The organism is Micromonospora sp. NPDC049060, assembly GCF_040649055.1.
Classification (GTDB): Bacteria; Actinomycetota; Actinomycetes; order Mycobacteriales; family Micromonosporaceae; genus Micromonospora; species Micromonospora reichwaldensis.
Genome location: NZ_JBEZEV010000030.1, coordinates 53177 through 67455, shown reverse-complemented (window position 1 = coordinate 67455; position 14279 = coordinate 53177). Strand labels below are relative to the sequence as shown.

Below are 14279 nucleotides of genomic sequence, written 5' to 3'. Positions count from 1 at the left end.
GACGGTCGCCCACTGGCGACGGGTGCCGGGGGTCGCGCTGACCCCGACGGGAATCACCGCCAGCGCCTCCCACGGCACGTGGACGTGCCGCAGCGGGTCGCCGGCGGTCGCGCCGGAGCGCACCCGGTCGATCCAGGCCTCGACGTCGTCGGCGGTACGCGGCATGGCCGACGACAGGTTCTCGTGACCGTCCTCGGTGACCAGCACGTTGTCCTCGATCCGGACGCCGATGCCGCGGAACTCCGCCGGCGCCAGCAGGTCGTCGGCCTTGAAGTACAGGCCGGGCTCGACGGTCAGGATCATCCCGGGCTTCAGCTCGCCGTCCATGTACTCCTGACGCAGCAGCATCTGACAGTCGTGCACGTCCATGCCCAGGTGGTGGGACGTGCCGTGGACCATCCACCGCCGGTGCCAGCCGCCGCTCTCCCGGTCCAGCGTCTGCTCGAGGGTCACCCCCTCCGGCAGCAGCCCCCACTCGTGCAGCCGTCGGGCGATGACCACGTTCGCGGCGGCGTGGATGTCGCTGAACTTGTTGCCCGGCTTCACCGCCGCCAGGCCGGCCTCCTGCGCCTCCAGGACCGCCTCGTAGATCTTGCGCTGCACGTCGGTGAAGCGGCCGGTCACCGGGAGGGTGCGCGTGATGTCGGCGGTGTAGAGGGAGTCGACCTCGACACCGGCGTCCACCAGGATGAGGTCGCCCTCGCGGACCGGACCGGTGTTCTTCGTCCAGTGGATCGTGTTGGCGTGGTCGCCGGACGCGCAGATCGTCTCGTAGCCGATGCCGTTGCCGTCGTGGCGGGCGTACAGGCCGAAGAGACCCTCGACCCACCGCTCGCCGCGCTCCTTGCCGACGGCCTCGGGCAGCCCGGCGATGATGGCATCGAAGCCCCGGTGGGTGGCGGCGATCGCCTTGCGCATCTCGCCCACCTCCCACTCGTCCTTGCACAGTCGCATCCCCGACAGGTGGCGGGCCAGCTCCTCGTCCGCCTCGTGCTGCTGCGTGACCGACGCGGGCGTCTCCGCCTGGGCCCGGGTCTCGTCGACGAGCCGGGCGAGCCCGCCGTCGGCCCCCCGCACCACGCGCACCACGGTCGCGCCGGCGTCCTTGGCCAGGACGTCCGGGAGCGAGTCGATGTGCCGGGTGCCGATGCCCAGCCGCTGCTCGATCTCGCGCATCGTCGGGCGGGGTCCGACCCAGAACTCGCCGAACCGGGAGTCCGCGAAGAACTCCTCGCTGTCGCGCGGCGCGAGCGGCCGGAAGAACAGGATCGCCTCGTGGCCGTCGGGCCTGGGGTCCAGCACCAGGACGCTGTCGGGCTCGGTGTCGAACCCGAGACCGGTCAGCCAGGCGAAGGCCGTGTGCGGGCGGAAGGTGTAGTCGGTGTCGTTGCTGCGCACCTTGAGGCCGCCGGCGGGGATGATGAGGCGCTCGCCCGGGAACCGGCGTGACAAGGCCGCCCGGCGGCGGGCCGCGTGCTCGGCGACCTCCGCGCGCGGGACAGGTGCCGCATCCGTAGTGGCCCAGCCGGAGGCGATGAAAGCGCGGAATGCGTCGCTCGTCGGGGTGTTACGGTGGCTGGCTTTCACCTGCTCGTCGCTTGTCATGGCCGATATCCTGCCACGCGCTGCGGAGCCACGGCAAAGCTGCCGCGACCCTCGACTGTGGCCCTGGAGCGCCCCGGCGGCAGGCGTGGTCGCGGTCGTCACCGCCGGGCGTCCGGCGCGGAAGCGGGTATCGACGTTTGTGTCCACGGCACGGGCCGGAGAGTTTTGCCGAAACGCCACAATCGATCGACGCCTTGACATCCGTTGTAACATTTCCGGAGCCGCTCGATCGGCATCCGTGGCGCGCTTGTGAACGCCGCCGTTTCCGCTTTGTTTGATCCGACCGTCCGATGCGGTCGCCAACTCACGGAAAGCGAAGTGTCCATGCAATTGTCTGCGTTGAGTTCTGCGGTGAAGACAGCTTTCGGCAGTGATTCGCGTCGTCGGGGCAGGCGGATCGCCGTCGCGGCCGCGCTCGGGGTGGCGCTCGTGGGCGGGGCGGGCGCGGGTGCCGCGGCCGTGGCCCCCGCGCCGCCGCCGGAGCCGGCCGCGGCGCCCGTCGGCGGCCACGCCGTACGCCAGGGCAACGTCACGGTCGACGGCGCGAGCCTGCGTTACACCACCAGCGGGAGCGGCTCGCCGCTGGTGCTGCTGCACGGCTGGCCGCAGACGTCGTGGGTGTGGCACAAGGTGCTGCCCAGCCTCGCCCAGCAGCACACCGTGATCACGTTCGACCTGCCCGGCCTGGGCGCCTCCACGGCCCCGGCCGGCGGCTACGACAAGGCCACCACGGCGCGCCGGATCCGGCAGGCGGTCAACCAGCTCGGCTTCACCCAGGTGGCCCTGATCGGTCACGACCTCGGTGCCATGGTCGCCTACAACTACGCCCGCGACTTCCCCACCGAGGTCACCCGGATCGGCGTCGTCGAGAGCCCGCTGTCGGGATTCGGACTGGAGAACTTCTACGGGATCAGCTGGCACTTCCTCTTCAACGCCTCACCCGCGCCCATCCCGGAACGCATCATGGACAACGAGGACGTCCCCACCTATCTGGGAATGCTCTTCGACCGCGCGCAACATCCGGAGGCGATCGACCGCAACGTCTACTACCGCGCGTATTCCGACCCGGCGAAGCGGACGGCGGGATACGAGTACTACCGGGCGTTCAAGGCCGACGCCGCCGACAACCAGGCCCACGCGCAGTCGAAGCGCCTGACCATTCCCGTGATGGCCATGGGCGCCCAGTCCGTGTTCGGACCCGCCGTCGCCGCCTCCTACCAGCAGGTGGCCGACGACGTCCGCACCGTCGTGGCCCCCGACACCGGCCACTGGATCGCCGAGGAGAACCCGACCTTCTTCAGCGCCTGCGCGTTGCTCTTCTTCGGACCCTCCACCGGCACCCCGTCCAGCCCTGAACTCACCAACTGCGCCCCCTGACCGAGCCCCTCCCGCACGTACCGCGCCACGGCGGGGGCGACAGGCGTCGACCGGGCCGGCGGTGGCGACGCCGCCGTCCCCTCCGGTCGACCCGGCTGCCCCGCCGTGGCGTCGGCGTCCGTCGCCGGCCCGGCCCGGCCCGTGGAGATGTGATCGCGGACGAGTGGGAGCGGCGGCGTCCGACGCCCCCGGCACGGTCGGGGGCCCGTGGGCCTAGCTGTCCGCATAGACGAGGTCCAGCACGTCGGTGCGCCCGGACCAGCGCAGTTCGAGGTGCCAGCAGCCGGCCCGCGGCAGGTCGACGATCGACGGCCCCGGACCGCCGGCGACCTCCCGGGTCACCCGGGTTCCGGCGCCGTCCAGGGTCGCGGTGATCCGCAGGGCGTCCGGGGTGGTCGCGGCGGGGGGCGTCGCGACGGGACGGGCGACCCAGAGGATCTTGTTGTTCGTCCCGTGCTTCCTGGACCGGCTCAGCGGGTGTCCGAACAGCACCGCGACGATCTCGCCGCGCGCGCCGAGGACGTGCGGCATCCGGGTGCTCCCGCTGAACCCGGCGTCCGCCCAGTCGGGCAGCGGCCCCGTCTCGACCCGGGAACCGCAGCCGTCGGTGGCGCCCGCGGCCGTGCCGGCCGACGCCGTCACGGCCGGAAGGGCAGTCTGCGGGGCGGGCGGAGAGGCGGCCTGCGGGGCGGGCCGTCCCGCTGTCGTACACCCCGCCACCAGGACCACTGCCCCCAGCAACACCCTGCGCGCTGAACCCATCTCACGCCTCCCGACGACCTGCTCGTGCTTTCTCACTGTCGGGACACCGGCCGGCTCCCCCGGGTTCCCGACCCGGGCCTGCGGGTCGGTGGGCCCCCGGACCGGCACGACCGCCACTAACCCAGCGACCTGGCGATCTCGATCGCCTCGGGCCTGGTGAGGTCGCCCTCGATGCGGTAGCTGACGTCGCGCCCCTGCCAGATCAGGGTGGAGGCGGCGAGCCGCGCGGTCTCCACCCGGACGGTGCCGGCGCGATCCACGTAGGAGACCGGGTGCGGGGCGCCGATCCAGACGGCGAAACCGCCGTCGACCTGGACCCAGCTGGCACCCGCCGCGCTGCTCTCCTTGTGGAAGGCCAGGTCGAGGCGGCCGTCGAAGGCGTCGATGCGCAGCGCTCCCCCGCGGTAGAGCAGCGTCGCCACCCGGCAGAAGCCCGCACCGTCCGGGTCGGCGACCAGCACCTGCTCGGGCGGGCCCAGCTTCGTCGGGGTGCGGACGGGGAAGCGCACCTTCCGCTGCGCCTCGGCCACGGTGGCGGGCCGCTGCGTCGGCAGTGGGGAGGCCGCGCCGGTGGGACGCGCCGGGTCGGGCGTCGTGGCGATCGTGATCCCGGCGAAGCGCAGCAACCCGGCGGCAGCGTCGGCGAGGGCGGCGCGCCCCGGCGGCAGCGCCGCCACGACCAGGGCGGCGAGGGCCACGGCGACGAGGTGGCGCCACCGGCGTCGCCTCGGCGGGGGCGCGGCGAGGCGTGCGCGTACCCGGGCGGTCACGTCGGGCGGGTCGGGCGTCTCCAGCCAGGTGGCGAGGTCGCGCAGTTCGCGTTCGAGGTCATCCACGGCGCACCTCCGCGACGTCGAGCAGGCCACGACCGGAACGACGCCTCTCCCCGGTAGCGGGAGATCTTGCGATGACCCTTCACGAACGCCTCCTGGATGACGTCCTCCGCGTCCGGACCCGCGCCGAGCAGCACCGCCGTCCGATACGCGGACGCGGTGTGCCGGGCGACCAGGAGTTCGTACGCCTCCAGGTCGCCCGCCCGGGCGCGGGTGACCAGGTCGTCGTCGTTCAGGGGTACCTCCGATGGGGACACGTAGATGACACCACCGGCGCCCTGCGGGTTCCGCCGCGTCGCGAAAGACGTGTCCGGCCGCGTCCGTCGCCGTCCCGCCGGCCACGCCGGAGTTCGGCCCGGTCTGTAGCAATCCTTCTTGACGATTCATCGATGCGTAGCTAAGTTTCAGCCATCCGGACTGAGAGGTCGTCGTCGATGAAGGCCCGACTCGTTACCGCGACCGTCCTGGTGGTCACCCTGTCGACCACCCTCGCACCGCTGCCCGTCCAGGCCTCCGCCGCGCCCGCGCGCCCACCGGGCGGCGAGCACGGCTGGGTGACCTCGACGCTGCGGCACATGAGCCTGCCGCAGAAGGTCGGCCAACTCTTCGCCACCTACGTCTACGGTGCCGACGCCACCGAACCCTCGGCCGCCGACCGCGCCGCCAACCGCGCGGCGTTCGGCGTCGAGACGCCCGCCGAGGTCGTCGACCAGTTCCACCTCGGCGGCGTCTGCTACTTCTCGTGGTCGCGCAACCTGGACAGCCCGCGCCAGATCGCCACCCTCTCCAACGGGTTGCAGCGGGCCGCCGTCGGCGACGGCACGAAGGGGCGGGTGCCCCTGCTCGTCTCCACCGACCAGGAGCAGGGCGTGGTGCTGCGCATGCCCGCCCCCGCCGCGCAGTTCCCCGGGTCGATGGCCCTGGGCGCCGGGCGGTCCCCCGCCGCCGCGCGCGAGGCCGCGAAGATCACCGGACGCGAGCTGCGCGCGGTCGGCATCCACCAGCCGTACGCGCCGATCGCCGACGTCAACGTCGACCCCGGCAACCCGGTGATCGGCGTACGGTCCTTCGGCGCCGACCCCCACCTGGTGTCCGAGCTGACCGCCGCCCAGGTCGCCGGGTTCCAGGACGGCGCCGGCGTGACCGCGGTGGCGAAGCACTTCCCCGGCCACGGCGACACGGCCACGGACAGCCACACCGACCTGCCGGTCATCGACCACACCCGACAGGAGTGGGACCGGATCGACGCGCCGCCGTTCCGGCGGGCGATCAGCGCCGGCGTCGAATCGATCATGACGGCGCACATCGTGGTACCCGCGCTCGACCCCTCCGGCGACCCGGCCACGCTGTCGCCGACGATCCTCACCGGCGTGCTGCGCGGCGAGCTCGGTTTCCGGGGGGTCATCGTCACCGACGCGCTGAACATGGCCGGCGTGCGGCGCAAGTACGGCGACGACCGGGTGCCCGTGCTGGCGCTCAAGGCCGGCGCCGACCAGCTCCTGATGCCGCCGGACCTGCGGCTGGCCCGGGACGCGGTGCTGCGGGCCGTCGCCACCGGCGAGCTGACCGAGCGGCGGGTGGACGAGTCGGTCCGGCGCATCCTCGCCATGAAGTACCGGCAGGGCCTCGCCCGGTCGCCGCTGGTCGACGTCGAGCAGGCCGTACGCACGGTCGGGGCGCCCGAGCACCTCGCCGCCGTCGCGCGGGTCACCGACCCGACCCTCACCGCCGTGCGCAACGACGCGGGGCTGCTGCCGCTGGACCCCGCACAGCGCTCGGTGCTGGTCACCGGCTGGAACAGCGCCGCCTTCGCGCCGGTCGAGACCGTCGCCGACGGGTTCACCGCCCGCGGCGCCCGGGCCACCGCCCGGCCCGCGACCCTGCCCTCGGATCAGACGATCGCCGCGACGGCCGCGCTGGCGGCCGGGCACGACCTCACCGTCGTGCTGACCAACAAGGCGTGGGACACGACCGTCACCGATCCGCGCGGCACCCAGCGGCGTCTCGTCGCCGCGCTGCTCGGCACGGGCAAGCCCGTGGTGGTGGTCGCGGTGCGGGACCCCTACGACGTCGCGTACCTGCCGGGCGTGACCACCTACCTGGCGACCTACTCGTACACGCGGGCGGCGATGGACGCCCTCGTCCGCGCGCTGCACGGCGAGTTGTCCCCCCGTGGGCGGCTTCCCGTCACGATCCCCACGGCCGAGGGCGCGGGCACCGTGCTCTATCCCTACGGCCACGGCATGAGCTGGTAGGAGGCAACCCACCATGTCGTCGCTCCGCCCACCCGCGCTCCGACCACTCGCGATCGGCCTGACCGTGGCCGTCCTGGGCGCGGCGCTGCCGGCCACGGCGGCCTCGGCCACGCCGCCGCCGGCCGGCTCGGCGCCGCCGGTCGTCACGCCCGCCGACATCCACTTCCGGCACGACACGCTGCGGCCCGGCCACGCCCGCCAGGTCGGTCTGCTCCCCGAGCACGTGGACCGCATGCCCGCCGACCTGGCGGCGTACCTCGAGCCGACGCCGGACCACCCCAACCATCCCGCGTACGCGGGCGCCGTGGTCCTGGCGGCCAAGGACGGCGTGGTCGTGCAGCACGCCGCGGTGGGTGCCGCGGTGAAGTACGCCGCCGTCGGCCCGCCGCCCGGGCTGGCAGGGGTGGAACTCCCCGCCGACGAGCAGATCCCGATGCGGCCCGACACCATCTTCGACCTGGCGTCGGTGTCGAAGCTGTTCACGACCATCGTGACCATGCAGCAGGTCGAGCGGGGACGGGTGGACCTCGACGCGCCGGTCGCCCGGTACGTCCCGGAGTTCGCCGCCGGCGGCAAGGCGGCGGTCACCGTACGGATGCTGCTCACCCACACCTCGGGTCTGCCCGCCTTCGTCCCCCTGTGGAGCAGGTACCCGACGCCGGCGGAGCGGTTCGCCGCCGCGCTCGCCACGCCGCTCGCGCCCGGTGCGGAGCCCGGTACCCGGTACGTGTACTCCGACCTCGGGCTGATCGCGCTGGGTGTGCTTGTGGAACGGGTGACCGGCCGCCCGCTGGACGCGCTCGTCGCCGACGGCGTCACCGCCCCGCTGGGCATGACCGACACCGGCTACAACCCGGGGCCGCAGCGGCGGTCGCGGATCGCCGCCACCGAGTACCAGCCGTACGCCGGCCGGGGCATGGTCTGGGGTGAGGTGCACGACGAGAACGCGTGGTCGCTCGGCGGCGTCGCCGGGCACGCGGGGGTGTTCTCCACCGCGGCGGACCTGGCCGTGCTCTGCCAGTCCCTGCTCAACGGCGGCGAGTACCGGGGGCGGCGCATCCTGCGGGCGGACACGGTGCGCGCGATGCTGGTCAACTACAACGCCCCGCTGGAGCAGGCCTACCCCGAGAGCGATCGCGGGCTGGGCTTCGAGCTCGACAAGCACTGGTACATGATGGGGCTCTCCTCCCCGGTGGCGTTCGGGCACACCGGCTTCACCGGGACGTCGATCGTCGTCGACCCGCTCTCCCACTCGTTCGTCATCCTGCTCAGCAACCGGGTGCACCCTGACCGCGGCTGGGGCAGCAACAACGTCGCCCGGCGCGCCGTCGCGCGCGATCTCGCCGAGGCGATGCCGGTGCGACCCCGGTCCCGCGAGGCGTGGCGGGCCGACCCGCGCGACCTCGCGACCGTCACCCTCACGGCCCCGCTGCGCCGGGCGGCGCGGGGCGGCACGGCGAGCTTCCTGTTCTGGTACGACACCGAGCCCCGCTTCGACAGCGCCCGCTTCGAGGTCTCCACCGACGGCGGAGCGACGTGGGCTCCGGGACGCCTGCTGCTGCGCCACGCCGACCGGCGGTGGAGCAGCGACGGCACGGTCACCGGCCACGGCGGCCGGGTCTGGTGGCAGGTCTCGGTCGAGTTGCCCGACCGGGCGACCCACCTGCGCTTCAGCAGCACCACCGACGCCTCCAGCCAGGGTCGGGGCGTCTACGTCGACCGGATCGTGGCCGCGGACCGGGACGGGTTGCTCTTCCAGGGCGAGGGCGCCGACGCAGCCCGGCTCGTTCCCGTCGGCTGGTCGCCTGCCCGCGCCTGACCCGGGCACGGCGCGCCCCGGCCGGCGTCGCCCGTGCCACCAGCGCCGGCACCAGAAGCTCACCGCCCGGCCGGCGCCGCGGCGTCGGCCGGAGTCTCGAAATCGCCGGCGGCGCCGGCCGAGGCGTGACGATTCGCCGGACCGACGCGGGGTTTCCGATCGCACCTGCCAGGCCATTGTCGGTCGTCGAAACCGCGCGCCCGAAGAGCACATCGCGCCGAACAGGGTCAAGCCACCATGAAGGGCCACGACCCGACTCGGCCCGCCGAATGCAGTCAATTTATCGACGCCTACGCGTCACCGTTTTTAACCGAAGCGAGACGAGCCACCACTAGGGTCAGTGGACCTATTGATCGGCGTCGTGGCTGAATCTGTCCCCGGGTTGGGTGGGGAACCGGAAGGGGTGGGAATGAGGGGGGTGGCTCCGCTGGTCATCGGCATCGCCTCTTCGCCGGCCGAACGCAGGCAGCTCGCGCGTCTGCTCGGTGGGACCGAGGCGTTCCTGATCGTCTCGAGCGTCGACCAGGCGCGCACGTTCCTCGGCGTGCCCGGCACACCGGTGCTTCCGCCCGCGCCCGTCGTGACGGCCCCACGCGTCGTGGCAGCCGAACCGGTCGTGACGGCCGGACCAGTGGCGGTCGGCCCTGTCGTGACGGCCGGGGCCGGGCATGGCATCGGGGCGCCGCCGACCGACCTGAGCGTCGACTCCGACCGCCGGGTGCTGCGCTGGCTGGACCGCGAGGTCGAGTTGACCCGCCTGGAGCACGACTTCCTGCGGTGCCTGGTCGGCGCGCCCGGGCAGGTCTGGACCTACGAGCGGCTGCACCTCGAGGTCTGGGGCAACGTGCACCTCGGGCGGGGCTCCGACATGCACTCGGTGGTGCGCAGGGTGCGGCGCAAGCTCGCCCGGCTGGGTGCCTCGGCGTCGATCCACGCGGTCCGGGGGGTCGGCTTCCGTCTCGCGTCGATCTGACCCGTCCCGCCTCTTCGAGGCCCTCCGACGCGGTCCGGCCCGCCTGGTCGCAACCAGGCGGGCCGGATCTGTCAGCTGACGGTCGGCGTCAGCAGCGCACGGGAGACAACGCGAAGTCCTCCACCGTGGGGGTGGTGGTGTTGATCCTCGTCTGCCGGGTCTGGGGCTTCCAGCCGTCCTTGGCGACGATCATCGTCAACGGGTTGTTCCGACGGTCCATCCAGTAGGCGTACTTGCCCTCGGCGTCCGTGGAGAACGTCCAGGACATCGCCCACGAGTCGACCTGCACGGTGGCACCGGAGAGCGGCGAGCTGGCACCCTGGCAGCTCGTCCCGGTGACCGTGCCCGTCAGCTTGCCCCAGGTGGTCGGCTGCAGCACGTTCATCGTGACCGCGACCGGCTCCACCGTGTACGGGGTGTTCTCCTTGATGGCGACCGAGGCGGTGTAGGTGCCGGGCTGGTCCACGTTCGCCGTCATGCCGACGTTGACCGTGACGGCCTCGCCCGGCGCCAGGGTGGCCGCCGTCTTGTCGATCGTCATCCAGCTGACGTCGGCGGTGCTGACGGCGCACTCCTCGAACCCGGGCAGCGCCTCGCTGTCCCGCGTCGCGGTGAAGCCGCCGGAGGAGCCGCCGACCTTGTAGAAGCCGCACGCCGCGCCGCCGCGGTAGCGCGCCGTGTTGGCGTTCGGCAGGCTCGACCACGAGGAGGTGGCCGGGTCGTAGGCGAAGCCCACGTTGGTGATGGCGCCACCCTGCGAGCCGCCGACGACCAGGAACTTCCCGTTGGCCACAGCGAACGAGCTGGCCCAGTTGTCGGCCGGCGCGTCGGCGATGGCCGTCCAGGTGTTGGCGCCCGGGTCGAAGGCGTAGCTCGCCTTCTGCGCCGCGGAGCCGTCGTTGCCCCCGGTGCAGTAGACGACGCCGTCGATCCCGCCGCAGGAGAGGAAGGCCACCGACTTCGGGTAGTCCGCCAGGGTCTCCCAGCTGTCGCTGGCCGGGTCGTACCGCACGACGTCGTTCGACATCGGCGTGCAGGACGCCGTGGTGCAGCCACCGACGGCGTACAGCTTGCCGCCCGCGACCGCCTGACCGGCGGCGGAGCGCGGCGCCGGGTTGTCGGCCTTCTCCGTCCAGGTGTTGGCCGCCGGGTCGTACGACCAGGTGGTGCCGTCCGGGCCGGCCGCCGCCCAGCCGCCGGTCGCGATGATCTTGCCGTCCAGGACGCCCACTGTCATGGCGGTACGAGCGCCGGGCAGATCGGCGATCGCGGTCCAGGTCTGCGCGACCGGGTCGTAGGCGTAGTTCTTTGCCGAGGACGCCGAGCCGGTGCCGCCGGCGATGGAGTACACCTTGCCGCCCAGGTTGACCACCCGGTTGTCCATCACCACGGCCGGGTAGTTGGCGATGTCGGTCCAGGGCGCGGCCTGCGGGCCGGCCTCGGGCGACGCCGCCGCCGTCGACTTGCCGGACGTCTTCGCCGCGAACGAGGTCGGGACCTCGAGCCGCTGCACCGGCGCGCCCTGGGAGCCGAGCACCTCCTGCTTGCTCATCCGGGACCCGTCGGCCCGCAGCAGCTCGAACCCGCCGGGACGCTCACTGAACTCGACGGAGACCGGGGCCCCGCCGGTGTTCGTCACCGTGAACGCCTTGGTGACCTTGCCGCTGGGCATCCGGGCCGTGCCGGTGACCTGGGCCGGCTTGACCGACAGGCGGCCGGCCGCGAGCTGGAAGTTCGCCGCCGTGGCCCAGTCGGCCTGGACGTCGACCTGCTTGCTCTGGCTGACGTAGTTGCCGGCCCGGGCGGTGAACTTGTGGGTGTCCGTCAGCGTCGAGAACAGCCAGTAGAAGCCGTCCCCCAGCCCGGTGTCGTCCGGGGTCGCCACGGTGGTGGCCTTCTCCGCCGGCCGGTCGTCGCTGGTGACGGTGGCGCCGTTGACGTAGCCGTTGTCGTTCTTGTCGCGGACGTGGCCGAGCACCAGACCGCCGTCGATCGGCGTGCAGGTGAGCTGGCTGCCGATCAGGACGTTGTCGATCGACCACCACCACTCGTACGAGGCGTCGTAGTAGCGGAACCGGACCCGCGCCTGGGCCTGGCCCGCGGCCTGCGGGATGGCGACCTCGGTCACCTTCGGGCCACGGACGTCGGCCGCCTGCCGGAGCACGTTGGTCCAGGTGGTCCCGCCGTCGAGGCTGAGGTCGACGTCGGCGCGGTCGCTGCCCAGCCAGTTGTAGTCCTGGTTGAACCGGATGACCGGTGCGGTGACGCCGGTCAGGTCGACGACCGGGCTGACGAGCGAGGTGTCCTGCTTGCCGCCGGAGCCGTACTCGTCGCTGTCGACGATCGCGAAGTTGCCGGTGCCGCCGGTCAGGTTGCCCCGGGCGCCGTCGTCCGTGAACTTCCAGACCTGGCCACTGGCGGCGTGGTCCACCACGGACCAGCCGGCCGGCACGGTGCTGCCGTCGAAGGTCTCGTACTCGCCGTCGGAGCCGAAGCGGTAGCCGGGTGCGGTCGTGCAGGCGTTGGTCTGCACCGGCACCGCCACGTTGGCCGTGGCGTTACCCGTGCCGACCACGACCTGCTTGGTCACCGTCTGGTAGCCCGGGTACTGCGACTCGACCTTCAGGTCGTAGGTGGCGCCGGCCGGCAGCTTGAGGCTGTAGCGGCCGTTGACGGGGGTGGTGTAGTCGGACACGCCCGACTGGCCCTGCACGGTCACCTTGGCGTAGAGCGGCCAGCCGTGCCCGGAGCCGTCGGTGACGGTGCCGCTGACGGTGACGCTCGGCACCGCCGTCAGCGCCACGTCGACGGTCGTGGTCGCGTTGCGGGCGACCGTGGCCGGCGTGGTCTTCGCCTGGTAGCCGAACGCCGCCACGGCGACCTGGTAGTCGCCGGCCGGGAGCAGGGACGAGTACGTCCCGTCGGCCCCGGTGGTCAGCTCGCGGTCCGCCGCGCCGGTCAGGGTGACCGTGGCGCCGGCGATCGGGGCGCCGGTGGTCGCGTCCGTGACCTTGCCGGCCAGGGTGCCGGTGTCGCCGATCGGGGCGGCGCTGAGCAGCGCGAGCGCGTCCAGGCGGCCCTCGCCGAACACGTTGTTGTCGTCGGTGGTGCCACCGCACTGGGTGTCGGCCTTGTCGGTCGCCGAGTTGTCCAGCAGCGCGCGGGTGGCGTTGACGTCGCCGACGAGCGCCGGTGCGGCGGACCACAGCAGCGCGATCGCGCCCGCGAGGTGCGGGGCGGCCATCGAGGTGCCGTTGTAGCTGGCGTAGCCGCCGCCCGGAATGCTCGACCGGACGTTCACGCCGGGCGCCGCGATGTTGGGCTTGATCTCGCCGTTCTGGCCGGCGCCGCGGGCCGAGAAGCTGGCGATGTTGTTGTTGACGTCGTAGGCGCCGGCGGAGTAGTTGCTGACCAGGCTGCCCGGTGAGCCGCTGGTCTGGCAGGCCGATCCGCTGTTGCCGTTGGACCAGACGCCGAAGATGCCCGACGCGGTCCAGGCCAGCGTCACGTCCTCCATGAACGGGTCGTTGGAGGGCAGCGTGGTTCCCCACGAGTTGTTGATGATGTTCGGGCGCTTGCTCGCGTCCGGGTTCTGGCCGTTGAGGTCCGTCGGCTCGAGCATCCACTGGCCGGAGGTGACAAGCGCCGCGTCGCTCGGGCAGCAGCCGTTGGCCGCGATCCACTTCACGTCGGGTGCGACGCCGATCTGGTTCGCACCGGCGGAGCCGGCCATCGTGCCCATCGTGTGCGTGCCGTGGCCGTTGGTGTCACAGGGCGCGGCGCAGGAGCCGGTGGCGCGGTACCAGTTGTAGTTGTGGTCGAACGTGCCGTCGCCGTTGTTGCCCCGGTAGGAGTTCACCAGCGCGGGGTGGTCGAACTGGACCCCGGTGTCGATGTTCGCCACCGTGATGCCGGCGCCCTTGGCACCGTACTGGGACCAGACGTCGTCGGCGTTGATGTTCGCGATGCCCCACTCGAGGGCGTTCACCGTCTTCTCGTCGGTGCCCTCGGAGACCTCGGGCACCTTGTAGGCGACCGGGGCGTACAGGCCCTCGACCTCGGCGTGCGCGGCGAAGCTCTGCGCCATCGTCAGGGAGCCGCCGCTGACCTTGATCGCGTTGGTCGCCCAGAAGGTCTCGTACTTCGTGCCCGTTCCGTCGAGCTCGGCCCGGATCTTGGACTGGCTGCCGGCGGCGGTCTTCTTCAGGGCGTCGGCGACGGCGGTACCGCGCTTGGCCCAGTCCTTGATGGCGGCGGCCTGGCTGAGGTCCGCCTTGTCCTTGAAGCGGATCCAGAAGTCGCCCTCCGTCTTGCCCTGGAGTGCCTTCGTGAGCTCCGGCCGGATCTTGTCGGACGGGGAGGCCTGTGCGCCTGACCCTGTCGCGGCCAGGCCTGTCGCGGCGAGGATCATCGCCGCACCGGCGCTGACCAGGGATCTGGCCCAGCGCCTGGTGGGTGGACGTGTGAACATTCGGTGGTGCCTCCTCCAGAACGACCCAGAGTGGAACGAGCCATGGTGGAGGGTGCAGGGGCTCGTCTCCGTTCGGATGAGCGGGATCCGGCCCCTCCATGCCCCCCAAGGCACCGCGCGGGTCACGCCGGCTGCCCGTCTGGACACTATGATCGACAAGATTGGACGATCAAGAACTTGCCGT

General features: G+C 72.4%; 8 protein-coding genes and 1 pseudogene. 4 read left to right on the top strand and 5 right to left on the bottom strand.

From position 1 onward, the window contains the following. Window positions 1-108: 108 nt before the first annotated feature. Window positions 109-1605 (bottom strand): annotated as a pseudogene (locus AB0B83_RS14355) (aminopeptidase P family protein); the annotation flags it as partial. Window positions 1606-1956: 351 nt separating this feature from the next. Between AB0B83_RS14355 and AB0B83_RS14350 the strand changes: the two are divergent. Continuing rightward, window positions 1957-2982, top strand: coding sequence for an alpha/beta hydrolase (locus tag AB0B83_RS14350; protein WP_357578565.1), 1026 nt, complete (start codon window positions 1957-1959; stop codon window positions 2980-2982). A 213-nt stretch (window positions 2983-3195) separates the two neighbouring features. Here AB0B83_RS14350 and AB0B83_RS14345 read toward each other — a convergent pair whose 3' ends face one another. The 3 genes from AB0B83_RS14345 to AB0B83_RS14335 form a co-directional block, all read right to left on the bottom strand. Continuing rightward, window positions 3196-3624, bottom strand: a complete 429-nt coding sequence (locus AB0B83_RS14345) for a hypothetical protein (RefSeq protein ID WP_357578564.1) — start codon at window positions 3622-3624, stop codon at window positions 3196-3198. Between the two features lie 236 nt (window positions 3625-3860). Continuing rightward, window positions 3861-4580: a hypothetical protein gene (locus tag AB0B83_RS14340; RefSeq protein WP_357578563.1), complete on the bottom strand. Its 720-nt coding sequence runs from the start codon at window positions 4578-4580 to the stop codon at window positions 3861-3863. Further along, on the bottom strand, window positions 4511-4834 hold the full coding sequence (locus tag AB0B83_RS14335) for a sigma factor (RefSeq protein ID WP_357578562.1): 324 nt from the start codon (window positions 4832-4834) through the stop codon (window positions 4511-4513). The genes AB0B83_RS14340 and AB0B83_RS14335 overlap by 70 nt, the downstream gene beginning before the upstream one ends. Before the next feature lie 177 nt (window positions 4835-5011). On the opposite strand from AB0B83_RS14335, the gene AB0B83_RS14330 reads away from it, so the two are divergent. The 3 genes from AB0B83_RS14330 to AB0B83_RS14320 all read left to right on the top strand — a co-directional run bounded on the left by AB0B83_RS14330 (window position 5012) and on the right by AB0B83_RS14320 (window position 9624). Next, a complete protein-coding gene (locus AB0B83_RS14330; protein ID WP_357578561.1) occupies window positions 5012-6832 on the top strand; it encodes a glycoside hydrolase family 3 protein in 1821 nt (606 codons plus the stop codon). A gap of 13 nt (window positions 6833-6845) precedes the next feature. Then, window positions 6846-8651 (top strand): serine hydrolase, encoded by a 1806-nt coding sequence (locus AB0B83_RS14325; RefSeq protein ID WP_357578560.1) that lies wholly within the window; start codon window positions 6846-6848, stop codon window positions 8649-8651. Between the two features lie 409 nt (window positions 8652-9060). Further along, the gene (locus AB0B83_RS14320; protein WP_357578559.1) at window positions 9061-9624 is read left to right on the top strand and encodes a winged helix-turn-helix domain-containing protein; all 564 of its coding nucleotides are present in this window, start codon (window positions 9061-9063) and stop codon (window positions 9622-9624) included. 88 nt (window positions 9625-9712) lie between these two features. On the opposite strand, the gene AB0B83_RS14315 is transcribed toward AB0B83_RS14320, so the two are convergent. Continuing rightward, on the bottom strand, window positions 9713-14095 hold the full coding sequence (locus tag AB0B83_RS14315; protein WP_357578558.1) for a S8 family serine peptidase: 4383 nt from the start codon (window positions 14093-14095) through the stop codon (window positions 9713-9715). Between the last annotated feature and the right edge of the window lie 184 nt (window positions 14096-14279).

Coding starts and splice junctions, on each gene's coding strand:
- AB0B83_RS14330 (WP_357578561.1), top strand. CDS start 5,012: ATGAAGGCCCGACTCGTTACCGCGACCGTCCTGGTGGTCACCCTGTCG.
- AB0B83_RS14325 (WP_357578560.1), top strand. CDS start 6,846: ATGTCGTCGCTCCGCCCACCCGCGCTCCGACCACTCGCGATCGGCCTG.
- AB0B83_RS14320 (WP_357578559.1), top strand. CDS start 9,061: ATGAGGGGGGTGGCTCCGCTGGTCATCGGCATCGCCTCTTCGCCGGCC.
- AB0B83_RS14315 (WP_357578558.1), bottom strand. CDS start 14,095: ATGTTCACACGTCCACCCACCAGGCGCTGGGCCAGATCCCTGGTCAGC.